24 protein-coding genes are annotated in these 25,396 nt (G+C 45.9%); 14 read left to right on the top strand and 10 right to left on the bottom strand.

Annotation, left to right across the window (positions count from 1 at the left end; genetic code table 11):
- Nucleotides 1-13: 13 nt before the first annotated feature.
- From H3V12_RS04850 to H3V12_RS04825, 6 genes are all read right to left on the bottom strand, one after another.
- Complete coding sequence (locus H3V12_RS04850; RefSeq protein ID WP_198213179.1) at nucleotides 14-799, bottom strand: heme ABC transporter ATP-binding protein; 786 nt, start codon at nucleotides 797-799, stop codon at nucleotides 14-16.
- Entirely contained in the window at nucleotides 796-1,875 is a 1,080-nt protein-coding gene (locus tag H3V12_RS04845) for an iron ABC transporter permease (RefSeq protein ID WP_198213177.1), read from the bottom strand. The genes H3V12_RS04850 and H3V12_RS04845 overlap by 4 nt, the downstream gene beginning before the upstream one ends.
- 136 nt (nucleotides 1,876-2,011) lie before the next feature.
- Complete coding sequence (locus tag H3V12_RS04840; protein ID WP_198213175.1) at nucleotides 2,012-2,944, bottom strand: ABC transporter substrate-binding protein; 933 nt, start codon at nucleotides 2,942-2,944, stop codon at nucleotides 2,012-2,014.
- A 21-nt stretch (nucleotides 2,945-2,965) separates the two neighbouring features.
- Nucleotides 2,966-4,009 (bottom strand): ChuX/HutX family heme-like substrate-binding protein, encoded by a 1,044-nt coding sequence (locus H3V12_RS04835; protein ID WP_198213173.1) that lies wholly within the window; start codon nucleotides 4,007-4,009, stop codon nucleotides 2,966-2,968.
- A gap of 14 nt (nucleotides 4,010-4,023) precedes the next feature.
- Nucleotides 4,024-4,191 carry a hemin uptake protein HemP gene (locus H3V12_RS04830; RefSeq protein ID WP_075914712.1) on the bottom strand — a complete coding sequence of 56 codons (168 nt, stop codon included), beginning with the start codon at nucleotides 4,189-4,191 and terminating at the stop codon, nucleotides 4,024-4,026.
- A 207-nt stretch (nucleotides 4,192-4,398) separates the two neighbouring features.
- A complete protein-coding gene (locus H3V12_RS04825; RefSeq protein ID WP_198213171.1) occupies nucleotides 4,399-6,618 on the bottom strand; it encodes a TonB-dependent hemoglobin/transferrin/lactoferrin family receptor in 2,220 nt (739 codons plus the stop codon).
- Between the two features lie 395 nt (nucleotides 6,619-7,013).
- Here H3V12_RS04825 and H3V12_RS04820 point away from each other — a divergent pair, with 395 nt between their 5' ends.
- Complete coding sequence (locus H3V12_RS04820; protein WP_198213169.1) at nucleotides 7,014-7,694, top strand: BON domain-containing protein; 681 nt, start codon at nucleotides 7,014-7,016, stop codon at nucleotides 7,692-7,694.
- Between the two features lie 560 nt (nucleotides 7,695-8,254).
- Here H3V12_RS04820 and H3V12_RS04815 read toward each other — a convergent pair.
- The gene (locus H3V12_RS04815) at nucleotides 8,255-10,360 is read right to left on the bottom strand and encodes a lytic transglycosylase domain-containing protein (protein ID WP_198213820.1); all 2,106 of its coding nucleotides are present in this window, start codon (nucleotides 10,358-10,360) and stop codon (nucleotides 8,255-8,257) included.
- Between the two features lie 288 nt (nucleotides 10,361-10,648).
- On the opposite strand from H3V12_RS04815, the gene dapA reads away from it, so the two are divergent.
- Together dapA and smpB are read left to right on the top strand one after the other, a co-directional pair.
- On the top strand, nucleotides 10,649-11,533 hold the full coding sequence (dapA, locus tag H3V12_RS04810; RefSeq protein ID WP_075914710.1) for a 4-hydroxy-tetrahydrodipicolinate synthase: 885 nt from the start codon (nucleotides 10,649-10,651) through the stop codon (nucleotides 11,531-11,533).
- Nucleotides 11,534-11,554: 21 nt separating this feature from the next.
- Nucleotides 11,555-12,031: an SsrA-binding protein SmpB gene (gene smpB, locus H3V12_RS04805; RefSeq protein WP_198213167.1), complete on the top strand. Its 477-nt coding sequence runs from the start codon at nucleotides 11,555-11,557 to the stop codon at nucleotides 12,029-12,031.
- Nucleotides 12,032-12,446: 415 nt separating this feature from the next.
- On the opposite strand, the gene H3V12_RS04800 is transcribed toward smpB, so the two are convergent.
- Both H3V12_RS04800 and H3V12_RS04795 read right to left on the bottom strand, forming a co-directional pair.
- A complete protein-coding gene (locus tag H3V12_RS04800) occupies nucleotides 12,447-13,127 on the bottom strand; it encodes a uracil-DNA glycosylase (protein ID WP_198213159.1) in 681 nt (226 codons plus the stop codon).
- Complete coding sequence (locus tag H3V12_RS04795) at nucleotides 13,127-13,720, bottom strand: NYN domain-containing protein (RefSeq protein ID WP_198213157.1); 594 nt, start codon at nucleotides 13,718-13,720, stop codon at nucleotides 13,127-13,129. Before H3V12_RS04795 ends, H3V12_RS04800 begins: the two co-directional genes overlap by 1 nt.
- Before the next feature lie 196 nt (nucleotides 13,721-13,916).
- Between H3V12_RS04795 and rpoZ the strand changes: the two genes are divergently transcribed.
- The 5 genes from rpoZ (at nucleotide 13,917) to hemN (ending at nucleotide 19,613) form a co-directional block, all read left to right on the top strand.
- Nucleotides 13,917-14,321: a DNA-directed RNA polymerase subunit omega gene (rpoZ, locus tag H3V12_RS04790; protein WP_075914951.1), complete on the top strand. Its 405-nt coding sequence runs from the start codon at nucleotides 13,917-13,919 to the stop codon at nucleotides 14,319-14,321.
- A gap of 134 nt (nucleotides 14,322-14,455) precedes the next feature.
- Nucleotides 14,456-16,684 (top strand): bifunctional (p)ppGpp synthetase/guanosine-3',5'-bis(diphosphate) 3'-pyrophosphohydrolase, encoded by a 2,229-nt coding sequence (locus H3V12_RS04785; RefSeq protein WP_075870081.1) that lies wholly within the window; start codon nucleotides 14,456-14,458, stop codon nucleotides 16,682-16,684.
- A 106-nt stretch (nucleotides 16,685-16,790) separates the two neighbouring features.
- Complete coding sequence (gene pyrE, locus H3V12_RS04780) at nucleotides 16,791-17,369, top strand: orotate phosphoribosyltransferase (protein WP_198213155.1); 579 nt, start codon at nucleotides 16,791-16,793, stop codon at nucleotides 17,367-17,369.
- Between the two features lie 160 nt (nucleotides 17,370-17,529).
- Complete coding sequence (locus tag H3V12_RS04775) at nucleotides 17,530-18,207, top strand: helix-turn-helix domain-containing protein (RefSeq protein ID WP_198213153.1); 678 nt, start codon at nucleotides 17,530-17,532, stop codon at nucleotides 18,205-18,207.
- Nucleotides 18,208-18,278: 71 nt separating this feature from the next.
- Nucleotides 18,279-19,613, top strand: coding sequence for an oxygen-independent coproporphyrinogen III oxidase (gene hemN, locus H3V12_RS04770; RefSeq protein WP_198213151.1), 1,335 nt, complete (start codon nucleotides 18,279-18,281; stop codon nucleotides 19,611-19,613).
- 63 nt (nucleotides 19,614-19,676) lie between these two features.
- Here the strand turns inward: hemN and H3V12_RS04765 are convergent, their stop codons facing one another.
- Complete coding sequence (locus tag H3V12_RS04765) at nucleotides 19,677-20,873, bottom strand: MFS transporter (protein ID WP_198213149.1); 1,197 nt, start codon at nucleotides 20,871-20,873, stop codon at nucleotides 19,677-19,679.
- A 175-nt stretch (nucleotides 20,874-21,048) separates the two neighbouring features.
- Between H3V12_RS04765 and H3V12_RS04760 the strand changes: the two genes are divergently transcribed.
- From H3V12_RS04760 to recO, 6 genes are all read left to right on the top strand, one after another.
- Entirely contained in the window at nucleotides 21,049-21,654 is a 606-nt protein-coding gene (locus H3V12_RS04760) for a DUF2062 domain-containing protein (RefSeq protein WP_198213147.1), read from the top strand.
- Between the two features lie 2 nt (nucleotides 21,655-21,656).
- Nucleotides 21,657-22,067 carry a holo-ACP synthase gene (gene acpS, locus H3V12_RS04755; protein WP_198213145.1) on the top strand — a complete coding sequence of 137 codons (411 nt, stop codon included), beginning with the start codon at nucleotides 21,657-21,659 and terminating at the stop codon, nucleotides 22,065-22,067.
- 92 nt (nucleotides 22,068-22,159) lie between these two features.
- Nucleotides 22,160-22,951: a signal peptidase I gene (lepB, locus tag H3V12_RS04750; RefSeq protein ID WP_198213143.1), complete on the top strand. Its 792-nt coding sequence runs from the start codon at nucleotides 22,160-22,162 to the stop codon at nucleotides 22,949-22,951.
- A gap of 8 nt (nucleotides 22,952-22,959) precedes the next feature.
- Nucleotides 22,960-23,667 (top strand): ribonuclease III, encoded by a 708-nt coding sequence (gene rnc / locus H3V12_RS04745; protein WP_075870076.1) that lies wholly within the window; start codon nucleotides 22,960-22,962, stop codon nucleotides 23,665-23,667.
- On the top strand, nucleotides 23,660-24,565 hold the full coding sequence (gene era, locus H3V12_RS04740; RefSeq protein ID WP_198213142.1) for a GTPase Era: 906 nt from the start codon (nucleotides 23,660-23,662) through the stop codon (nucleotides 24,563-24,565). The genes rnc and era overlap by 8 nt, the downstream gene beginning before the upstream one ends.
- Before the next feature lie 2 nt (nucleotides 24,566-24,567).
- Nucleotides 24,568-25,302: a DNA repair protein RecO gene (recO, locus tag H3V12_RS04735; protein WP_198213140.1), complete on the top strand. Its 735-nt coding sequence runs from the start codon at nucleotides 24,568-24,570 to the stop codon at nucleotides 25,300-25,302.
- The last annotated feature ends 94 nt before the right edge of the window (nucleotides 25,303-25,396 follow it).

Genomic DNA, 25,396 nt, shown 5'->3' with positions numbered 1-25,396 from the left:
GTTCATGCTTCGATCATAAACAAGCCGATTGAGGGAGAACAAAAGGCACACCCTCGGCAGGTATTTTGCCAACGGTGAGCTTGCAATGATAGATTTCACGCAGCATGGGTGTGGTCAAGACTGCTGCTGGCGAACCTTCTTTGATAATATGTCCATGGTCCATGACAATAATTTTGTCACTATAATGGGCGGCCAAATTGAGATCATGCAAAATAGCAATAACGCCGCCACCCGCTTTTGAAAAATCGCGTGCAATATCCATAACAGCGAGTTGATGATAGATATCCAGACTTGCGACCGGTTCATCCAGAAATAACCAGCGTGGAATACCATTGAAAACCGGTTCCCAAATCTGGCACATTACGCGGGCAAGCTGCACGCGAGCCTGTTCCCCACCAGATAATTCATGATAAAATCGTCCTTCATAGCCTGCCAAATCGACCTTCTCTAACGCCATTTCAGGCAGTCTCTTCTTAATAAAGTCGGGATCAAGACTGTTTGAAAGACCGAGCGCTACGACTTCTCTGACAAGGAAGGGAAAACTCACATCGGTTGATTGTTGAAGGACCGCTCTTACCAATGCCATTTCAGACGGTTTTTTTCGGGCTATGTCTTCGCCGTTAATTGTTATTTTTCCACTATAGGAAAGTTCGCCGCTTAAGGCTTTGATAAGTGTGGTTTTTCCCGAACCGTTGGTTCCGATAATCGTGGTTACATGTCCAGCTTGTGCCTTGAAGTTCAGGCTGTGCAATATAAGGCTTTTTCCGAGGGTGAGTTCGAGCTTTTCGGTTTCGATCATGGGTTAAGTGTTCCACGTTGTTTAAGCAAAATCCACAGGAAGAAAGGACCTCCGATCAAAGCGGTGATGATGCCGATTGGAAGTTCGGCCGGTGCCACAATGATGCGCGAAACAGTATCGGTTATAATCAGCATGGAAGCACCGAGAAGTGCCGAACAAGGTATGAGAAAACGATGATCGGGGCCGATTGTGAGGCGCAAGATATGAGGCACGGTAATTCCGATAAAACCAATGTTGCCACTTACAGATACAGCACCACCACACATGAAAGCGACAAGAAAAATTGTTAAATATTTCAAGCGTTGAACCTCGAACCCCAGATGTCCGGCAACAGCTTCATCAAGCGATAAGGCGTTCATTCCGCGTGAAAGAAATGGCGCAATAACAAGACCGGTTAGAATGAAGGGGCAGGCGATTGCAACACGTGACCATGTGGCACCGGCGAGTGAACCAAGGTTCCAGAAAGTTATATCTCGCAATTGGTTATCATTGGCAATGAAGATGAGGAATCCCAATATGGCCGCACATAAGGCGCTCAATGCAATTCCGGCAAGTAACATCGTGGCAACCGATGTCCGGTTATTTCTGGTTGCGATAAAATACAAAATAATGGTTGTTATCAAGCCGCCGGTAAAGGCGCCGGTGACAATCGTGAAACTTCCAAAGAAGCTTATAAAAGACGGCGGCAACAGGGATGAACCGACAATGATGATAATGGCTCCCAAAGCGGATCCGGATGATACGCCCATGATTCCCGGATCGGCGAGAGGGTTACGGAATAAACCTTGCATAAGCACGCCGGAGATAGCGAGTGCAGAACCAACCAATGCAGCAAGAATAACGCGTGGTGGCCGGATGTTGACGAGCACCAGATAATCACGTGATTTGGAACTCTCTAAAAAGCCATTTCGAATAACCGATTTTAAAAAATCGGAAATTGAAACGTCATAAGCTCCCAAAACCAGACCGCAATATACGGACGTGAAAAACAGTGCGAGGAGTAAAAATATGGCTATTTTTCCCCGAATGCTGCGATCACCTTCGACCGGATGATATGAAAACAATGTCGCTACCATGTTGTTTTGCTCATGCGTGCCTGTTCAGATAAAAAGAACGCGAAAAAGAATGAAACAGGTTTTAAGCCAATCAACCACACCGGTAAGGTTTACGTGGCGGAAGTACCTCTCCGCTTTACAATCCGGCATCATTTCGTCACTCGCTTGTATAGAGAGTTTGAATGACTTCACGTATGGCAATCGGCGTTCTTGGACCGAAGCCTAATAGATAAAGTCCGTCCATTTGTTTGATTGCCCTCTTTTTAAAAGCCGGTGTCGTCTCAATCGCAGGTATTTTATTTATATCGTCGACTGTTGTGTTCGTAGCGGAATGAGCCATCAATAAAATCAGATCCGGTCGGGCGCCGATGATGGCTTCATCGGTAAGAAGCTTATAGCCGTTAAAGCCGTCAATGGCATTTGTTGCGCCCGCCAGTTTGATGATACCATCAGCGGCTGTATTCTTTCCCGCTGCCATGAGACGCCCATTTTGTATTGTCAAAACAAAAAGGATACGTTTCGTGTGGGGTAAATCTTTTAACAGCGCATCGTTTTTTGCAAACTCTTCATCAACAGTTGCTATCAACTGTTGCGCTTTTTCTTGTTTGTGCAACGCATGACCGATTTTTAAAATCTTTTCGTTAATTCCTTCCCTTGTAAAATGTTCAGCGACTTCAACCATCGGTACACCGGCATTTTCCAGAATTTCGATTGTCGAAGCGGGGCCACTCTGCTGATCGAGCAAAATGGCTTCGGGACGAAGAGACAAAATGCCTTCGGGCGATAAATTTCGCATGTAACCGACATCAGGCAGGTTTTGTGCCTCTGCCGGATAGGTGCTTGTCGTATCGCGGGCGATTAACCGGTCACCCGCGCCTAAAGCATAAACAATTTCTGTCAATGTTCCGCCGATTGATATGATCTTTGCGCCTTCGGGAAATTCATCGACCGGATTGGCTACCGCCTTCGCCGGAAAAAGCGCGATGACAAGTGTTGCTAAAAACCACAGAACAATGTCTGGTCGATCAGGCCGAAAAATATCCGGCCAAACAGAACGCGCGTCATCGTTATCAACGAAAACATATTTCATCAGCATCAATTTCCATGATTGTTATGCGACTGCCATATCCGGCGCAGGAGGAAGCTCGCTTAACAAACTGCGCCAATCCTCACGCTCCTGTTCGCCGGCACTCCGTTTTCCGAAAAATTGAATAATCATTTCGCCATTCTGGTCGAAAACTTCCAATGAACTGACATAACCGTCGCTGGTCGGTTTGCGTACATTCCAGATGCGTGAAATTCCCGATGTGAGCAGGTGCAGGTGAAATTTTTCGTCCAGAATATTGAACCAGCCGTCAATTTTTTTGAGTTTTTCAATTTTTCCGGTAAAAATCTGGATGCATCCCTTATTACCGACGAAACACATAATGGGAACTTCCCGTTCGGCAGCATTTTGCAGAAGAATTTCGACTGAATCGCCACGCACTTCATTGGCGAATTCGCTCCCAACAAGCTTCACTGCGTCGTGTCGGCCAATTTTAAGTTCTTTCAAAATGTCATGAAGCTGGTGAACGTCGGTCATTTGCCGCCAGCGATTGCGGAATTCTTCAATATCCGCATTGTGTATCGGCGAATTATTATAGGGTGTCGCTCGTAAAACCCGCAATTTTTCCTTCGTCGCATCAACCTTTAAAAAAGCGACAAGTTTATTCCATTCGTCAAGATCGGTTGTTGGTTCGGGATAGAGTTTGAAAACAGCCTCGCCATAAGCATCGAAAAACTGTAGGCTATCCACAATCCTGTCACGGACAGGCATGGTGCATACGAATGCAAATTTCCAATTGTTTTGGAAAATACGAAGATCAATTTGGCCAAGCGTCATAGAAACGTCGCTTCCGGGGAAAACATTCTGGAAATGGCCTTTCTTTTCACTCACCGCATATTCATTGCGGGTAAGAGCCATTACTTCGCCAAGCTTATGGGCGTTTTCTAGCAATAGTGGAACATCGATTTTGAGCCTTTGCGCTTTACCGGTCGGAATGAAAGCTTCAACCAGTTCGGCTTCCGAAATACCTATAGATTTTACAAATTCTCTATCCCGTAAATCCTTATCTTGCTCACGCAATGAAAGGATAGTTCCGCTCTCCAGTGTCATGGGTGTCCGCCTTTCTATTTATTCAGAATAAGTTTGCCAAAACGGGTGATTTTCAGCCGATAAACAGCCCCCTCATGATGGATCAATACTTCCTTTTTCGCGCCGAATAACGCTTTGCTTTCAATCATCATGAGAGATTGCCTCATCGGGTCTCTTGATTGCAATTCAAGGTTTCTCTGCATTCGTTTTTACCTGTCATCCATAAACATGATAACTTTTATCATGTTTTATAAAATGGCAATACACTTTTTCGTATAGTCAGAAAATGGAAGTTTCATTTTGTGTTCATGTCACAGCTCTTTCAGCTATTTTTAGAAGCCAAATTGTTAAAAGCGGTTACCTCGTAAGTCGGTCCGTTCAATCCAGCCCGCGCTCTATCGGGGATTGCGTTAGAATTTTTGTGTGAAGGAGATTTTGAATGTGCGTCCGGGCTCAGTGTAATAATCTTTCGGCGAAGCTGGCGCCGAAGGAAGATCGACTGCATTCCAATAACGCTTGTCAAAGAGATTATAGATACCGGCTTGTAATCTGGGGCCTTTTTTGCCAAGTGGTTGCCACCATCCGGTAAGGTCAACGAGTGTATAACCCGGAGTTTTGGCAAAATCAGAGTTTTCTTCAACTTTGTTGCGCTTTGCTGCTGCCGTCAAAGAAACATCCGATCCCCATTGTTCACGTGCATACCCCACACCGATGATCCCTTTCAGCGCTGGTATGGAATTGAGATGCTCATCATTGTCGGTGTCTTTTCCTTCAGCGTAGGCGAGAGCGGCATTGGTGTGCCAACCGTTTGAAAAAACAATATATCCTTTTGCCTCGATACCGGAGATGCGAACGTGAGCGCGATTGATATAATTCAAGCGTTGAAGCATGAATTCACGGTTTGCACCCAAATCGATTTCATCAATAAAATTGCGGTAATAATTCGAGAAAAGGCTAATGGATCCTCCAAGATCATCATTGCCGAGCTTTGCCCCTATATCGTAACCGTTACTGGTTTCGGGTTTGAGATCGGGATTGCCGCGTGTGTAATAAAAACCCGGATTGGTATAGTTCAGATAAAGCTCGGTAACGCTGGGAGCACGAAATGCCTGTGCCCATTGTGCGTAAAGCGTTACATCGTTTAATGCATCCCATTCGGCTCTAAGTTTTGGCGACAAGTGTGACCGGCTGTTATTTGGCGGATAGCCCTCGAAGCCTGCACTATGTTGATAAGCATAAGTGTCTTGCGGACGATGATCGTACCAATCGTAACGTAATCCGGGTGTCAATCTCAAACGGTTAGTAAGAAAACCAATTTCATCTTCGGCAGTCAAACCGAAAATCGTGCTATTTGTATCCGGAGAATCCGATTGGTTGATGTGCATGAATTTGCACGCCATGAAAGGCCCTTTAAACGGCGGGGGAGGGCAGTTATCCTCGCCTTCAGCATATTGTTGGAATTTTGAAGATGACGCTTCGGTTGCTAAACGCAATGTATGTGTTGTCGACCCTGCTTCAAGTTTTTTCAGTCCGGCAATATTGACACCATAATCAGTGTCGCGAATTAGATTGTCCCGCATATAATAACCTTTTGGGATGGATATGCGGTCGGATTCCGATTTTTCATCGGTGCGTTGCCGTTGCCAGTAAACAATTCCATGTGCTTCATCAAGGAAGCCGCCTCCATTATAGTCGTAAGACAGAGAGAGACGCTCACGGCGTTTTTCATCGTCTTCTGTTCCCGAACCTGGGCGGTAGGTGGATGTTGACAAATTGTAGGTATCAATGTCTTTGGAAAGATTGAAACGCTCGGCAGTGAAACCAACCCGTTGGCTGCCGTCGATGTGTTGATATAATTTGAAAAGCAAATTATCCTGATCGAATGTTGTCGGGTTCATATCGACACGGTTTGCACCATATCCTCCTCCAATGCCGTTGTTTTCACGCTGTTTCCCGCGCGTATAGCCACCCTGGAACAAGGCGTAAGTCTGTTGTGCACGCATTGCGAATGCTTCGTTGATACGCCAACTGCGATCGGTTGAATCATAGCTGCCTTTTGTCAGGCTTGCCCAATTCTTATCAGTTGTCAGAAGGTCTTCAGGATCAAGTGTGCGTAGTGCAACGACACCGCCCAATGCTCCCGAACCGTAGAGGCTTGAATCGGCTCCATGAATAATATCCAAAGTTGAAAGCGATGAAAAATCGAACAGCGATATGCCATTTTTGACTTGTCGCGATCCGTCATAAAGCCACGGAAGACGAATACCGTCGATTGTTGTCAGTACGCGGTTCTGGTCGAGCCCCCTGATATTAAAACTGTCGCTTGAAGAATTATAGTTGATAGCAGGATCAAGCCGATCAATATCATGAACATCGTCAACCTGTTTGTCGGCTATGTCTTTGGCCGTTTTACGCTCGGTTAAAATAGTAGGACTATTGAGTTTCAATAATTCGGATTTTGATTTAACGATGACGGGATTAAGCTGCGTTTCACTATTTTCCGCCTCCTGCGCAAAAACCGACATAGGAATCACGATTGTCAGGGGAACTGCGATTGTCAGGGGAATTGCTATTGCCAGCCCTCCCGATGCAGCACATGTTTTCAGTCTCGTCCCGATCTTAAGCAGCATTACCTCGTCCCTCGCTTTTAAGAATAATATGCATATGGAAAAAGCGCCTGGCTTGCTGGATTTTTAACCGGCTGGCTGAGCAGAATTTTCAACGCCCCGAACGTTGATCGGCTGCTTATACAAAACATGATAAAAATAATCAAGAAAAACCTGTGCAGGACAGAAAACCTGAACAAGACGGATTGGCGACGATTAGCTGCACTTATCTGCTATGCCGTAAAGATGTGGAATATGCGGGTCTCACCCAAAAGAGGCGGGAACTTGGCAAAAAGGTTTTATAAACTGGTTTGGTTTATCTTCAGGAGCGATTAACGCGGAAAGAGACGAAAAGTCATTGTATGCAAAAACCGGTTTGATTAAAACAAACGGTATCCCAATCATCATAGGAAATGTTGATGTTCATTCGTAAATTTTTCTGGCCATCACTTACAGTGATTGTTTTTATAGTCGTCATGGGGCTTTGGTTCGGAATAGGTGGGCAGGAAAGGCATCTTTCCATTGAGTTGAACGAACTTGGGGATGAAACAAATTGGCTTTCCTATGATGTGGACGGTTTTAATGTCACTTTGCACGGTTATGCCCCCGACAAAGCGGCACGTGACAATATAGTCGCAAAAGTAAAAGCACTTAAACATGTTCAAAATGTTGAATCCGATATTGTCATTCTTTCAGAGCAAAAAAACGATTATCTTATGTTCATCGTCGACGAAGACGGAATTACCGTACGGGGAACCATTCCGGTAGGTTTCGCACGGTTCAACTTGACCAATCTTATTTCGGCACAAAAGCCCGGAATGATGGTGTATGACGAAATGGATACCGGTGCCGTTATGCCGGAAAAATTCCAACGGGCCTTTACTTTCTTTTTGAAGGTTTTGCCGATGATGAACACCGGCGTCATAGCAGTGAAAGGTGATAAGCTCACCCTTGATAGGGTTACTCTTTTCAAGCTTAAAAATTCACCGGATGAAGATAAAAGCTTGAAATTGCCTGAAAACTATCAAATTGACGCGGCATGTATCTGGGAAAAACCGAATGGCGGTTATTGGCAAAATTCCTGTGCAGAGGCGAATTGAATTTCGGTGGTTGCGTCAAAAGCCGACGCAAGAAGCGGACGCGGACGGGATTATTGCTGATGATAAATGATTGCTTTTGAAAAAACGAAAGTAAGTCAATTGGATTTAAAAAAGCCGATGAAGTATATCGGTTCTATTTTTAATAGTTAGTATTTTGAAGCCGATGACGGCGGTAATCCGTTATCGAGCTGGCTACTCTTTCTACAGGATGAGCCGAATAATCGTTATAGCTCATGTATTTACGTTTCTTCATATTCCGTACTGTCCTATGTTGTCGGACGTTGGACGAACAACAGCGATGGAACATATAGAACTACTTCTGTAGTTTATTCACCTGTTACAAAAGCATCGTTTACGCTGTCATACAGGGTAAATTGGAGAAATTAGGGATATTATATATTGATTAGAGTAAAATCGTTAATATTATCCTTTTGTAAAATAGTATTTAATAATATATATAATATATTAACATAGTTATATGTAATAAAATTATTTAAAGAAATTAACTCTTATAGAAATTTTACATTATAAAAACTAAAAATTTTAAAATATTTCACTTTTCAACCGTGACGGCCGGCGGTCAGGTCAACATTGATATCGGCAGTGCCGGTAAGGCGTGCTTTATAAACCTGATAGTTTTCCATGACACGCATGACATAGTCGCGCGTTTCCGAGTAAGGGATACGCTCAACCCAGTCGACAACCCAATCGACAGATTGCCCGCGCGGGTCGCCATAACGGCTGATCCATTCATTGGCGCGTCGCCCACCGGCATTATAACCAATAAATGTCAGGATATAGGAACCGTTGAAGCGATCAAGTTGCTCACCCAGAAAATGGGCGCCCAAAGTGGCATTATATCCGGCATCGGTTGCCAATTTTTCCGGTTGCCATTTGATCGAATTTTTGGTTGCAACGGCTTTTGCCGTTGCTGGCAGAAGTTGCAGCATACCCTTGGCACCCGCACCGGAAACTGCATCGGTTTTAAATTCGCTTTCTTGCCGTGCAATGGCATAGGCAAGTGCCTTGCCGGAAGCAGAAATATTGGCTGTTTCTGGAATTGCTCCGACAGGGTGGGAGAGGGAGCCTACATCCATACCCCTGATGACCGCGCTTTTGCCAATCTTCAGGCTCGTATAATGGTCACCTTTACGCTCTGCCATAACGGCGAGCATAGCAAGTTCACCCGGGCTATCAAGCTCTTCTCCGAGTTCACGATAAAGGACGCCTGCACGATCGGAATATCCTATCGCTTCAAGCCTCTTTATAGCCATGACCGGTTCGCGTGATTCAAAGCGCTGGCGATCGCTTGCTGTCGGCTTCGGATAGGGAATTTCGAGCCTCTGTTCACCAAGCCGGGCTGCGGCAAGCTGCCCGTAAAAGGTAGTGCCATAATGGGCGGCACGGCGAAAATATTGAATTGCGTTGCTACGATTTCCCTGTGCTTCGGCCGTTCTGCCCATCCAATAAAACCCGCGCGAGGCTGAAACCGGTCGTGACGAGATTTGCACAATGCGGGAAAAGTGTTGCATTGCCGTTTTATTATCGCCCAGAAACCGGAGAGCATACCAGCCAGCATGAAATTCGGCGTCGGCCGCCAAGGTCGGACTTTCGGCCGAATGGGCTGCTACCAGTTGATAGGCGATTTTCGGCTTGTTTTCGTCAAGCATTTCGCGTGATAAAACGCGCCGTTCAATCCACCAGGCATCCGGATCAACCAGCGTAAGAGCATCTTTCGGCGCTTTTAACATAAGCTTTGCCGCATCATCACATTGCCCCGAGCGGCGCAAATATTGAATTTGGGCAAAAAGATAAAGTGAATCTTTGCGGAAACTTTTATCAACCGCTGCAAGTTTTTGGCGGGCGTTGGAGTCATTATTGGCAACAGCCGCAAAGCCTGCATAAAGAGATTGGGCATTCGCCAATTTTGCTACACGTTCGGCAGAAGAAATACGATTGGCATAAAGCATGGCGCGCATGCGTTGAAGATGATCTGCCGGAAGCAATGCCGGACCTGCTTTTTTCAATACCAGTTGTTCTTCCTGTGCATTGAGTTTCGCTTTATACCACCATGGTGCAAGAATTTGCCGTGCGCGTGCCGTTTGGCCCGTTTCCACCAATGCACCGCCCAGCGCTGCCATGCCTTGTGCTGTTACAGGAGTATAATTTCCAAAGCCGCTGATAATTGCTTGCGGGGAGTTCATTTCACTGGCAAGAGCGCGTTCGGAATTGCGGCGCATTGCTGTCATGCCGGGCCAGTCGTGCAATTCTTGTGCTGCGTTGAATATTTCGGAACTGGGAATGCCGGGTACGCCCGACACGCCGATTGCCCAAGTCAGAATATGACGATCAAGGCTATTTCTCGGCATGTTATTGCGAATGGAAATGGCACTTGCTGCTTGTTTGCTATAAAGTGCATCAAGACCCGATTTAAGACTTCCATTAACAACGACACTGTTGGTGCGCGGGATTGCGTTCGTTACAATTGCATCGGATTTGAGCGGTGCAACGGCTTTAGGCGTTGACGCAAAAGGACGGGCTAACGGTATAGGGGCATTGGTGTGAGAGGATGCTGCACGACTATCAGCAATCGACGTGAGCATACTCGTTGCCACGAAGAAAGAAACAGCCGTTTTTGCCAGAACACCTGACGAATATTTACGCATCATACTTTAAAAAGCCCATTTATGAATGTTTTTGTCTAACATAACCTCTAACCGTGAAAGACGGGTTAACAAGTTATCGTTACCCAATTCCGACATGCTTGAACATTTTGTTCAATCCGATTCCTGGTTGAATACGTCATTCTTTAAAATAAAGATCCACCTTTCATGCTCAAGACGGGCGAGCAGTGTAAAATCGACTTGCGTCAATTGGATGGCGATACTATGGTCTTAAAGGCATATTGAAGGGGCAATTGCCTTAATACTGAATATATAATCAGGGAGTTTACCATGCTCAAGGGAGCACTGACCGCACTCATTACACCTTTCGACAAAAACGGCAATGTAGCCGAGAAAACATTATGTGATCTTGTCGAATGGCAGGTCAAACAGGGCATTAACGGTCTTGTCCCCGTTGGAACAACCGGTGAATCGCCGACGCTCAGCTATCAGGAACATAAACGTGTCATTGAACTTTGTGTTCGTCAGGTTGCCAAACGCGTTCCGGTTATTGCCGGTGCGGGTTCCAACAGCACTAAGGAAGCAGTCGAACTTGCCGAATTTGCAGAAAAAGCCGGTGCGGACGCTGTTCTTGTTGTCACTCCTTATTATAACAAGCCGAACCAGAGAGGGATGTATGAGCATTTTTCGACGGTTGCAAAAGCGATCTCGATTCCCTTGATCATATACAACATTCCTGGGCGTTCTGTTGTTGATATGACTGCCGATACAATGGCAAAGCTGCATCACGACTTCGAAAACATTATCGGCGTCAAAGACGCTACAGGCAAAATTGAACGTGCAAGTGAACAACGCAGAAAATGCGGCAAAGATTTTGTCCAGCTTTCAGGCGATGATAGCACAGCTTTGGGCTTCAACGCGCAAGGTGGCGTAGGGTGCATTTCTGTCACTTCCAATATTGCCCCGAAACAATGTGCAGAACTTTTTCAGGCTTGCCGTGAAAACAATTTTGCCAAAGCACTGGAATTGAATGACCGGTTGATGCCGCTTAACCGCGCGTTGTTTCTTGAACCAAGCCCTGCCGGTGTAAAGTATGCAGCCGAAAAACTCGGTATTTGCACCAGCGTTGTGCGCTCGCCGATTGTTCCTATTGAAGATGAAACAAAACACATTATTGACGCTGCATTGAAACATGCAGGCCTTGTCAACGATTAATAGCCGTCTATCTGGTACTTTATGAATAAAAAGAACAATTCTTCGGCCTACAAGGTTGTCGCAGATAACCGCAAAGCGCGTTTCAATTACGAAATTCTTGATACATTGGAGGCCGGAGTGGTTTTGCAGGGCACCGAGGTTAAATCGCTGCGTGCCCATCACGGAAATATCGCTGAAAGCTATGCGAGTTTTGAAAACGGCGAGTTCTGGCTGATCAATTCTTATATACCGGAATACAAACAGGGAAATAGATTTAATCATGACCCGCGTCGCTTGCGCAAGCTTCTGGTGTCCAAGCATGAAATGTCACGTTGGGCAAATGCTGTCGCGCGTGAAGGCATGACCATTGTTCCGTTAAAGCTTTATTTTAATGAACGGGGAAGGGTGAAGCTTGAAATAGCGCTTGCTCGGGGGAAAAAGATTCACGACAAACGCGAAACGGAAAAGAAACGTGACTGGAATCGTGAAAAAGCACGCCTCATGCGTGAACGCGGTTAACGTTCTCTATAACTCGAAAATTTATCTGATGCGCTTATTTGTTGTTTGATGCGCTTCTGTAAAAAGTTTTCATTCATAGCTTTTCGTTTTTTAGACAGAAATCAATCCGCCCTTGAAAAAAAGATTAACTAACAAGAAACGGATGCCGGAAGAAAAAATGCCGGAAGAAAACGGCCATTGGACAAGCAAAAAACTTTTATGAGCGGACGCAATCGGCAGCAGGCAAGATGACACTTTAGCCTGAAACAGCCAAAGGATGTGCTCATATTTAAAAAGCGATTTCGTCTTATCTAAAGATCAGGCTTGTCCTCAAAAAATTGCCTCTCCGACGTTCCAGAGTAGGAAGATCGGTAGCGGACAAACAGCGTTTACGTTAACACAAAGCAGATCAATTATATTCGATCATTAAATCAGACTAGTTTTGATCAAGATAATCGCGTACTGCCGAAAAAATTTCATGAAACATCATCTCGGTCAGTCGGCCGGTATTGGTGTTATATCTTGAACAATGATAACTTGGAAAAATGCGCAAATGTCCGATATCTGTGACCTTGCCATGTCCAAAGGGGTGCTGCGCAATTTTCGCACCAAGTGCGCGGACGGTTGATTGATGGGCAATTGATCCCAACGTGACAACCGCTTGCAGTTTTGGCAAATTTTCAAGAAGCGGGGCAAAAAATTGACGGCATTGGTTGATTTCCGCACCAATCGGCTTGTTTTCAGGCGGAACACAGCGCACAGCATTAACGATTGTCGCGTCAATGAGTTCAAGGCTATCGTCCGGCCTAGCCTCGAACACACCGCGGGCGAATCCATATTTCTTCAAGGTCGAATATAAAAGATCGCCGGCATAGTCGCCGGTAAAGGGACGACCTGTGCGGTTTGCCCCCCTTAAACCGGGTGCCAAACCGACAACGAGAAGGCGCGTTGCATTGGCACCGCCGATCGGAAAAAACGGTTTGACTGGTCCGTTATGCCAAAGCGGCTCTTTATTGCGCCATTCTTCGCGAAAATCATGAAGTCTTGGGCATAAGCTACAATTTTGCGGCGGCTCGGGGCATGGTTCAAGAAACGCTTTATTGGAATGCTGGAGCATCAGTAAAATTCGTCGTCACCATTGTCATCGTCACTACCGAAAGGGTATTCTTTTTGCGGTTTATCCGACGGTGCGCGTCCAATTTCCGGTTTCAAGGTTGTAAGGTCAATGAAATGATCGGCCTGTCGTCTCAATTCGTCAGATATCATAGCCGGCTGGGTTGTCAGCGTCGAGACAACACTTACCTTGCGACCTCGTCTTTGGAGCGCTTCAACAAGTGACCGAAAATCGCCATCGCCGGAAAATATCACAAAATGGTCGACTGTGTCTGATAACTCCATCGCATCGACGGCAAGTTCGATATCCATATTCCCCTTGACCTTGCGTCGCCCGGCAGGATCGGTAAATTCCCGCGCATTCTTGGTGATAACACGGTAGCCGTTATAATCCAGCCAGTCGATCAAGGGGCGGATTGACGAATATTCCTGATCCTCGATCAGAGCTGTATAGTAATAAGCTCTAAGTAGATATCCGCGCTTCTGGAATGCCTTTAAAAGTTTCCGGTAATCAATATCAAAACCCAGTGTTTTGGACGTTGCGTAAAGGTTTGCGCCGTCTATAAAAAGGGCTATTTTTTCTCTCGGGTCAAACATCGTCTTATATCCATTTTACCATAAAGGCTTAATTTACAAATTATTACCGTTAGATATGTCAGCTCTTACGGCTCTTGCCAAGATAGGAATATGGAAAAATTATCAATCACATGCGGTTTTTCTTGTTTTTTCATTTCAAATTGTATATGCCAAATGCAAATCCATCAATTTACGAACTCTGAGGAAAGGGGCATCTATGGCCCGCGTTACGGTTGAAGATTGTATTGATAAGGTTGATAATCGCTTTGAACTGGTGCTTCTGGCAGCTCATCGGGCGCGCCAGATATCGCAAGGCGCTGAAATCACAATTGATCGAGACAATGACAAGAATCCGGTTGTGGCTCTGCGCGAAATTGCTGACGAGACATTGTCACCGGCAGATCTCAAGGAAGATCTGATCCATTCATTGCAAAAGCATGTTGAAGTTGACGAACCCGAGCCGGAGCCTGCTCTCATCGGTCACAGTGATGAAACCGACGACGTATTCGGTTCCGAGACCAAGAAACCGGATGAAAAAGTTTCATTCGACCATATGTCGGAAGATGAACTTCTTGCCGGTATTGAAGGCTTGGTAGCGCCGGAAAAAAATGACGATTATTGATTGAATAATCAGCTTTCTGATTCTTTTTATGCGCTGCTGATGAGGTAGCGCATATTTTTTGTGATTTTGCTTGTTGTATCGTTTTTTCGGTTACATGATAAGCATACTGTTTGATTAAAAGGGAGTATGCCTAAATGATGCGTCAGTACGAGCTTGTCGAGCGTGTCCAACGTTACAAGCCTGACTGCAATGAGGCATTGCTCAACAAAGCTTATGTTTACGCCATGCAGAAGCATGGTTCGCAAAAGCGTGCTACCGGCGATCCGTATTTTTCCCACCCTTTGGAAGTGGCTGCAATCCTCACAGATATGCACCTTGATGAAGCAACCATTGCTGTTGCTCTCCTTCATGATACGATTGAAGATACCACAGCAACGCGCGCAGAAATCGACCAGCTTTTTGGCCCTGAAATAGGTAAGCTGGTCGAAGGGCTGACGAAACTAAAGAAGCTTGATCTAGTTTCCAAAAAGGCTATACAAGCGGAAAACTTGAGGAAGCTCCTCATCGCTATATCGGAAGATGTCCGCGTTCTTTTGGTCAAGCTTGCCGACCGGCTGCACAATATGCGCACGCTTGGTGTTATGCGCGAGGAAAAGCGCCGTCGTATTGCCGAAGAAACAATGGATATTTATGCTCCGCTTGCCGGCCGCATGGGTATGCAGGATATGCGCGAAGAGCTTGAGGATCGCGCCTTTTTTTATCTTAACCCCGAAGCTTATCGTGCAGTTACCGATCGACTGGCCGATCTTTCCGAACGCAATCGCGACCTGTTGTCGACGATTGAGAAAGATTTGACCAAGCTTTTTGCCGAACACGGAATAAAAGCCTATGTCAAAAGCAGGCAGAAAAAACCCTATTCGGTTTTTCGAAAGATGGAAACCAAAGCGCTGTCGTTCGAGCAACTATCGGATATTTATGGTTTCCGCGTCATAGTTGACAGCGTTGCAGATTGTTACCGTGCTTTGGGCATTATCCATACAACCTGGCCGATGGTTCCCGGAAGGTTTAAAGACTATATCTCAATTCCCAAACAGAACGATTATCGTTCGATCCATACCACCATTGTCGGGCCATCAAGACAGCGTGTCGAATTACAAATCAGAACACGGGAAATGGACGAAGTAGCCGAATATGGTGTGGCAGCTCATTCGATTTACAAAGATCGCGGTTCCAATAATTCTCCAAGCAAACTCGAAAACGAAACCAATGCCTATGCATGGTTGCGCCAAACGATACAGTCATTATCCGAAGGCGATAATCCGGAAGAGTTTCTGGAACATACGAAACTCGAATTGTTTCAGGATCAGGTTTTCTGCTTTACCCCAAAGGGGCGCCTCATTGCTTTGCCTAAAGGCGCAACGCCGATTGATTTTGCTTATGCTGTCCATACAGATGTTGGCGATTCCTGCGTCGGCGTAAAAATCAATGGACGCATCATGCCGCTTATGACAACGCTCACAAATGGTGATGAAGTCGAAATAATCCGTTCTAAAGCCCAAGTACCACCGGCTGCTTGGGAATCGCTTGTTGTCACAGGTAAGGCACGCGCTGCAATCAGAAGGGCAACGCGGGTAGCCGTGCGAAAACAATATTCGGGATTGGGAACACGTATATTGGAACGCACCTTCGAGAGGGCAGGAAAACAATTTTCCAAAGACGAACTTAAAAAAGTACTTCCCCGTTTGGCTCGTCTTGATGTGGACGATGTTCTAGCTGCCGTCGGGCGTGGTGAACTGCCTTCTTCGGATGTCGTTAAAGCCGTCTACCCCGATTATCAGGACAATCGCGCGCAACAAAAATCCTCAATCGGTCCTCATGAGGAAGGGTGGTTCAATATACAGAACGCTCAAGGCATGCTGTTTAAAGTGCCGGAAGGTGATAAATCGAAGCCCGTTGGCCCCTATCAGGAAGATCATGCTTTGCCAATTCGTGGTACACATGGCGATGTTCCGGTACGTTTTGCACCGGAAGGGGCAGTTCCCGGTGACAGAATTGTCGGTATTATGCAACCAGGAGCCGGTATTGTCATTTATCCTATACAGTCACCGGCTTTGAAAGCTTTTGATGACCAACCGGAGCGCTGGATTGATGTGCGCTGGGATATTGATGCGGCAATGACAGAACGTTTTCCGGCCCGCATTACTGTTCTTGCTATCAATTCACCCGGGTCATTGGCAGAGGTTTCACAGGCTATCGCAAGCAATGATGCCAATATTCAAAATCTGTCGATGGTCAGGACCGCTCCTGATTTTACAGAAATGATTATCGATCTTGAAGTTTGGGATTTAAAACACTTGAACAGAATTCTCACTCAACTAAAAGAGACAGCGTCGGTAAGTACAGCCGAACGTGTGAATGGTTGAGTGATCCGCTTTCGGGTGGATGGTTCGGGTGAATAGAAATTGTCGGAATTTAACCGACTTGATTATGTATGGCGGGCTCTCCCGCTTGAATGACTGAGGTTTATTTATGAATACGCAAGATGTGCTGGATATCTTTAAAAAAGCGGGTGCAATACTGGAAGGCCATTTTATTCTGACTTCCGGTCGCCATAGCGGAATCTATATGCAGAAAGCAAAGGTCTTTATGCATGCCGATATGACCGAAAAATTGTGTCGCGCTCTTGCCGACAAAATACGCGAAAATGTTAAAGGTAAAATAGATTATGTTGTGGGGCCTGCGATTGGTGGGCTTATCCCTTCATATGAAACATCCCGTCATCTTGGCGTACCATCTATCTGGGTCGAGCGTGAAAATGGAAAATTCAGGCTGCGCCGGTTCGATATTCCTAAGGGCTCGCGGGTCGTGATTGTTGAGGATATTGTGACAACAGGCCTTTCCATACGGGAAACCATCGAGGCAATGAAAGAAGCAGGTGCCAATATAGTGGCCGCCGCCTGTATCGTTGATCGTTCAGCGGGAAAAGTTGATGTCGGTGTGCCTCTCATTCCACTTGCCGAATATGCTGTTCCCTCTTACCCGGCCGATCAGATTCCGCCGGAATTGGCAAAGATTCCTGCGGTCAAGCCGGGCAGCAGAAATATATAGTTGCCTTCTTACACTTGCGCCTTATTTCAAATATTGCAGTTGAACAAAGCGGGAAAATTCAACACTATCATTCATGGAAGAAGATTTGACCTTAAAGACTGACAAATTTTGTCCTGATTGCTCTGCTAATATAAAGGATACCGAACGGTGCCAAATGTGTATGGTGCACGATTTGGCCATGTGTGCTCCGCTGCACGATGAAGATCTGGCCGAATTAGACCATCTTAAAACTCGGGAAATTTTTTCGTCTGGTGCAACACTTTTTCATGAGGGGAGAAAGCGCGAAAAAATTTATACGATTGTATCCGGCGCTGTGAGACTTGTGAAAACTCTCAATGATGGTCGCCGGTGTATTACCGGATTTGCGTTTGCCGGTGATTTTTTGGGATTTGTGGAAGCTGGTGCGCATATTCTAACGGCTGAAGCGATTACGCCGGTTGTTGCCTGTGCTTTTGATCGGGATATGATTGAAGACTATTTTTCTGAGCATTCCGAAGTTCGTGATCGTGTTCTTGATATGGCAAAAAATGCGCTGCAACGCTCTTATGAAAACCAGCTTATATTGAGCAGGTTATCACCGGTCGAAAAATTGGCACGCTTCCTCTATGATTTGATTGAGCGCATGGAGAATAACCGGTTACGGGCATCACCTCTTGCGTTACCGATGAATAGAACCGACATTGCCGATCATCTCGGTTTGACAATAGAAACGGTAAGTCGTTGTTTTTCCAAACTTAAAGTGCAAGGTGTCATCAAGCTTGTTTCGGTCAATCAAGTTGAAGTTGTCGATAAATCACAGTTGAAGCAGGTGGCCGCGATTACCTGTGAGGTTGCATAATGGCCCACCGGCGACTATGTGTTTAAAAATGTAGAATTTTAAATTCCGCACAAAACATGGAAGGATATAAGATGAAAACGGAAACATTGTTGCATTACGCGACATTGGCAGTCCCCCGTTATACGTCATATCCGACAGCGGCAGATTTTGTTGCTGTTACCGATGAACAGCGAGCAGATTGGCTTGGCAAGATCAAGCCTGATCAAGCGGTGTCACTTTATATCCATGTTCCATATTGCCGGCAGCTTTGCTATTATTGCGGTTGCCATGCAAAAGCCACGAAGAAGGATGACGCAATTGTCGGCTATGCCGAAAGTGTCATTAAGGATATCAGACTTCAAGCACAGCATTTAAAAGAAAAACCTCGGGTTGTGCATCTTCATTGGGGCGGTGGTACGCCTTCTATACTGCCACGCCAATCGTTTCTTTCCATTATGGAAACGCTGCACGAGTTCTTCGTATTCGATAAAAAAGCAGAACACGCGATAGAGCTTGATCCCCGCACTGTCACGCATGATCTGGTCAAGACTTTGCTGGAAATAGGTGTTAATCGTACAAGCCTCGGCGTTCAGGATGTTAATCCTCAGGTTCAGAAGGCAATTGGCCGTATCCAGCCTGCAGCCATCGTTAAAAGATCTGTAGATTATCTGCGTGAGGCAGGGCTCGAACATATCAATTTCGATCTGATTTATGGTCTTCCGCTTCAAACGATCGAGACCCTCAATGATACGTGTCGCACTATCGGCGAATATCATCCCAATCGTATTGCCTGTTATGGTTATGCACATTTGCCGAAAAGACGCGCCAACCAGCGGTTGATTGATGCGGCATTGCTGCCCGGGCCACTTGAACGTTTCTATCAAGCGGCGGCCGTTGAAAAAAATCTGGTTGATATGGGGTATATACCGATCGGAATTGATCATTTTGCGCTTCCTGACGACCATTTGGCAATTGCCGCAAAGGAACATCATCTACATCGGAATTTTCAGGGCTATACCGATGATGATTGTCCGGTTCTAATCGGCTTTGGCTGTTCTTCGATATCCGAATTCCATGACGGCTTTGCCCAAACCGTTGCCGGTATTGCCGAATATCGCCGCACAATTGATGCAAATAAAATGGCAACTGTGCGCGGTATTGCAACCAATGATGATGACCGGCTTCGCGCCAGTATGATTGCCAAACTTATGTGTGACTTCAAACTGGATCTTTCGAAGTTCGGAGGGAAAGCAAAATTTCAAAGTGCTCTTGAGCATCTTAAGCCGGTTATTGCTGACGGTCTTGCCACCGAACATGATGGTATTATTGAGATGACCGAGGAAGGGCGGCCTTTTGTGCGCACAGTTGCAAGTCTGTTCGATGCCTATAGACAACAGAATATCGCACAATTCAGTGCTGCCGTGTGATCTCACTTGCCTGTCAACCGGAAACCCTTTTTCGATTTTCTGATTTAAAATTTAACGTCCGGTTCAAGCGTGACCGGTGCGCAACTTTGGCAGAAATACCGCTATAAGACCAAGTGCCGGCATATAAGAGCAGATTTCAAACATGGTCTGCGAACCGACAAGGTCCATTATCCGGCCAAGTCCGGCTGACGAGAGTGCTCCTATGCCGAATGATAATCCGAAAAAAAGCCCTGCAACAGTTCCAACTTTTCCTGGCATCAGTTCTTGAGCAAAAACAACGATTGCCGGAAATGCGGAAGCCAATATCATGCCGATGATGACTGTGAGAATTGCAGTAAGAGGCAAGTTGACATAGGGCAGAATGACCGTAAAAGGAAAGACACCCAGAATTGATACCCAGATGACGGTTCTGGCACCGATACGGTCGCCTATCGGACCACCGAAAATGGTGCCAATGGCAATTCCTCCAAGATAGAGGAACAGCAAAAGCTGGGCTTGATGAAGGCTGACGCCGAATTTTTCCATTGTGTAGAACATATAATAGTTCTGCATGCTGGCCATGTAGACATATTTGGCAAACATCAACCCGACAAGAACAAACAAGGCATTGCGTACTTGGGCTTTTGGAAGGTGATGCGTGTTTGCAGATGTTTTTTTCGTCAAACGTCTTTTGAGATTATTGGCATACCAATGACTGACAAAGGTCAGAATGATAATACCAAAAAACGCCAGAATTGATAGCCAGCCAATCCGTTGTTGCTGGCTTATAAAAACTGCGGCAATGACCGGTCCTATGGCCGCGCCGCAATTACCGCCGACCTGGAATATCGATTGCGCCACACCATATTTTCCGCCTGAAGCAAGGCGCGCAACCCTTGATGCTTCCGGATGGAAGATTGAAGAACCGAGCCCGACAAAGGCTGATCCGATCAACAATATGTAATAATGATGTGCATTGGCAAGCAGAAGAAGGCCGACCATGGTCGAGGCCGAAGCAAATGGCAAAGAATAGGGACTCGGCTTTTTATCGGTATAAAAGCCGATAACCGGTTGCAAAATCGAACCGGTCATTTGATAAACGGCGGTGATAATTCCGATCTGGAGAAAGGTCAGGCCATAGTTTTCGCGCAAGATCGGGTAGATTGCCGGAAGCATCGATTGCATGACATCGTTGAGAAAATGTCCACAACTCACAGCGAAGATTATGGAAATAAAAGTAGTTTCCGCTTGTCGATTCGCATCGTTGTTCGTTATGCTCATGGCTTCCTCACTCCGGTGGGAAACAATTTTTTAACTTTGAAAATAATAGCCAGCAAGCTAAAAATCTTTAAGGTAAAGTGATTGTGTTGTCGGATAGAAGCGAATTTTTCAGGTTAGGATCGTAATTTGAATATTAAAGATTGTCTCGTTGTGTTCGGGCGTTTATGAAGACAAAATGCTTTTTCGCCGACGGAAACCTGTAACTTTCTTGGAACGGATACGCTTGTGGTTGTGGCCACGGCGGTCGTTTTCGCGTTCTTTGAAATATTATGGAAAACGCCTGTTACGCATCTCTGCAACACCTCACCAGGTGGCGTTGGGGCTTGCCATCGGAGTTCTTGCTGCAAGTTCGCCACTGTTCGGTTTTCATATTGTTCTGGCAGGCATCGTGACATGGCTTCTGCGTGGCAATGTTGCAGCAGCAATTCTTGGTACCATGCTTTCTAACCCGTTGACATTCTTGCCGATTGTTATGCTTGATTACAAGCTCGGACATTTCTGTTTTGCTCTTTTCGGTAATGTCGATGCAATACCACTTGCCGAAATACGGGCAATGTTTGAAGGCCTTTCGGCTTCACAAGCTTGGGGGATTCTGCTTGAAGCATGGGATACAGTGATGAAACCCATTCTTTTCGGTGGTTTGATCCTCGGATTGTTTTTGGGAAGTTTCGCCTATATTTGTGCTTATCGGGCGACAGCCCGCTTTCAAAAACACAGGCAGGAAAAAATGGCAGAAAAGGTTCGCATGCGTTTGAAAAAAGACCAGAAACAAGGCGCTTGAAAGTGATTATTGGCATTGGCAACGATATGATCGATATCCGGAGGGTTGAAAAAGTACTCGAGCGCCATGGCGAGCGTTTTATCGGTCGTATTTTTACCCCTATAGAACAAAAAAAATCGGAAGGGAGAAAAAATCGCGTTGCTTCCTATGCAAAAAGGTTTGCTGCAAAAGAGGCTTGCGCCAAAGCGCTTGGCACCGGTGTCTCGCGTGGTGTCTGGTGGAAGGATATGGGGGTTGTCAATTTGGCGGGTGGAAAACCCACAATGGAACTCACCAACAATGCAAAACAATTTCTTGAACGATTAACACCTCAAGGACACAAAGCTGTCATACATTTGACGATTACTGATGATTTTCCTTGGGCTCAAGCATTCGTTATTATTGAAGCGGTTTCTCTTGGAAAAACAGCCTGAAGCTTATACCGATAGTTGAATTCATGAACAATAGAGCGTGCTTTGTGACAAAGGCAAAACTGTAATGGCAAAACGGAAATGGCAAAACGGAAATGAATGAAATGGAAAATACTACTGTTTCCCCCAAATCCCCTAAGAGCGGGGGTGTTGGTGAATTTATCTCTATTGTCATACAAGCGCTCATTATTGCAGTGCTATTTCAGACAATTCTTTTTCAGCCCTTCACAATACCTTCCGGCTCCATGCGGCCAACATTGCTAGTCGGCGATTATCTTTTTGTTTCCAAATATGCCTATGGCTATTCGCGCTACTCCATACCGTTTTCGCCCGATCTTTTTTCCGGACGCATTTTGGGCAGCGAGCCCAAGCGGGGCGATATCATTGTGTTCCGCCCGCCAAACAGAATAAACGACTATTATATCAAGCGGCTCGTCGGCCTTCCCGGTGACAGGATACAGGTTCGTGACGGTACGCTTTACATTAATGATGAAGCTGTACCGCGAAAGCTCGTCGGACAGATTACCGATGCTGATGTTACCGAGGTTCAAAGACCTGTCGATGTCTATCGTGAAACCATGCCGAACGGCGTGACTTATAATACGCTTGATATGGAATTTTATCCCGAACTTGATGACACTAAAGTTTTCGAAGTGCCTGAAGGTTATTACTTTATGATGGGCGATAACCGCGATCGTTCGGATGATAGCAGAATGAATGTCGGCTATGTCCCTTACGAAAATCTTGTAGGCCGTGCCAATCTTATTTTCTTTTCGATAGGAAATGGTGCGACCGCATGGAAAATCTGGCGTTGGCCAGTAGATATACGGTGGAACAGATTGTTCTCGTCTGTAAATACGATCAAATATTTTCCACCTGATAAATAGGTATGAAGATGAACCAACAAAAAGTCGAAAAACTGGAAAAATCGACAGGCCACAAGTTTCTGAACGAAGAGCGTTTAAGACGCGCACTGACCCATTCGAGTGTTCAGGATCAGACACATGGCAATTATGAACGGTTGGAGTTTTTGGGCGATAGAGTATTGGGGCTTCTCGTCTCCGAAATGCTTTTCGGTTTTTATCCCCGCGCGAGCGAAGGCGAGCTTTCTGTGAGATTGAACGGTTTGGTCAATGCCGCAACTTGTGCAGAAATTGCACAGGAAATCGGCTTGCCCGATATTGTTTATGTCGGTGCGGAAATGAAAAATCTTGATGAACGGCGTTTGGCAAATATGCATGCCGATGTTGTCGAAGCGCTTATCGCAGCAATGTATCTTGATGGTGGACTGGACGCAGTCCGTCCGTTTATCCGCCGGTATTGGGAAGAGCGCGCCAGACAATCGGGAGCAGCCCGAAGAGACGCAAAAACAGAATTGCAGGAATGGGCGCACACGCAAAATGGCGCCCAACCGCAATATCGCGTTGTAAAACGCCATGGACCTGACCATGACCCGATTTTTGATATAGAAGTGCGTGTCTCGGGATTCGCACCGGAAACGGGGCGGGGCCGTTCCAAGCGCGAAGCGGAGCGCCATGCAGCAGAAAAACTCCTTGTGCGTGAAGGCGTATGGAAAGACACCGAAAGCCAGAATAATGAATAATGATAATAAAACACATTCCGGTTTTGTTGCCTTGATCGGTGCTCCGAATGTCGGCAAATCCACTCTTGTCAACCGGCTGGTGGGGACAAAAGTTTCCATTGTTACCCATAAAGTGCAAACAACACGTGCACTTATTCGCGGTATTATCACTCACAACAATACCCAGATTGTGCTTGTCGATACACCGGGTATCTTTACCCCTAAAAGGCGACTTGATCGGGCAATGGTCACAACCGCATGGAGTGGTGCGAAAGATGCCGATATGGTCCTTGTCCTTGTGGATGCGGCAAAGGGACTGGACGAAGAAACCGAAGAGGTTTTTGCGTCTCTTTCCAAGGTAAAACAGGAAAAGATACTGGTTATCAACAAAGTGGATTCTGTGCCGCGTCCTTCACTTCTCGAACTTGCGAAGAAGTTGAATGAAGGCCAGCAATTTTCCGAAACGTTCATGATTTCGGCATTGAAGGGCACCGGCTGCGATGACCTTCTCGATTATCTGGCAAAAAAGCTACCCGAGGGGCCATGGTATTATCCGGAAGATCAGATATCGGATATGCCGATGCGTCAATTGGCAGCAGAAATTACCCGCGAAAAACTTTATATGCGACTGCATAACGAATTGCCCTATGCTTCCACGGTAGAAACCGAAAGCTGGGAAGAAAGGCCCGACGGCTCTGTAAAAATCAACCAGATCATCTATGTCGAACGCGAGGGGCAGAAAAAGATTGTTCTGGGCACAAAAGGCGAGACGATCAAAGCAATAGGACAGGCAGCGCGAAAAGAGCTAATGGAAATCCTCGAACAAAAGGTACATCTTTTTTTATTTGTCAAGGTACGCGACCATTGGAGCGACGATCCGGAACGCTATCGCGAAATGGGATTGGACTATTCAAATTAACGATGGAATGGAAAGAACAGGCGTTTATTCTTGGTACCAGACAACATGGTGAAACGAGCGCCATAGTTGAAGTGATGACCCGTTCGCACGGTCGTCATATGGGATTGGTCAAAGGTGGAAGATCCCGCAAGATGAGCGCTGTTCTCCAGCCTGGAAACAAAGTCATTGCCGACTGGTGGGCAAGGCTCGATGAACATCTCGGTATTTTTAAAATCGAGCCGGTTGATTTCAATGCTTCCCGTATGATGTTGGAACCGCATGCGCTATATGCGTTGCAATTGGCGGCAGCTCATATCAGACTTCTTCCTGAACGCGACCCTTATCCCGCACTTTATGATATATTAGAGCTTCTGATCAACAATATCGACGACGAGCTTATTACCGGCGAATTGATGGTGAGATTCGAAATAAAATTGTTGGAGGCTGTGGGGTTCGGCCTTGATTTAGTAAAATGTGGCGCAACAGGAAAACGCGACAACCTCAAATATGTCTCTCCGAAATCGGCACGGGCTATTTGTGCCGAGGCAGGAGAACCATGGAAAGACAAATTATTGCCACTTCCGGAATTTTTGTTAAAAAGTTCTGAGCGACCAGAAAATTTTGAAGATATCAAACAAGGCTTTCTTTTAACCGGATATTTTTTAACCCGTAATGTCTGGAATGCCCGCGGAATTGAACCACCGGAAGTTCGCGCCAGTTTTGTCGAATCTCTTTCTCGCTTTTTTCATAAAGGTTGAAAGATAAATCTGTACACTTTCAAGTGTTCATAGACCGCTTGATCAAGCGGAACTCAATACGGGCTATAATAGTCTTGTATTGATTGCCATCCTC

The organism is Bartonella sp. W8167 (genome assembly GCF_016100335.1).
Taxonomy (GTDB): Bacteria; Pseudomonadota; Alphaproteobacteria; order Rhizobiales; family Rhizobiaceae; genus Bartonella; species Bartonella apis.
This window is presented reverse-complemented; position numbering and strand designations above follow the sequence as displayed.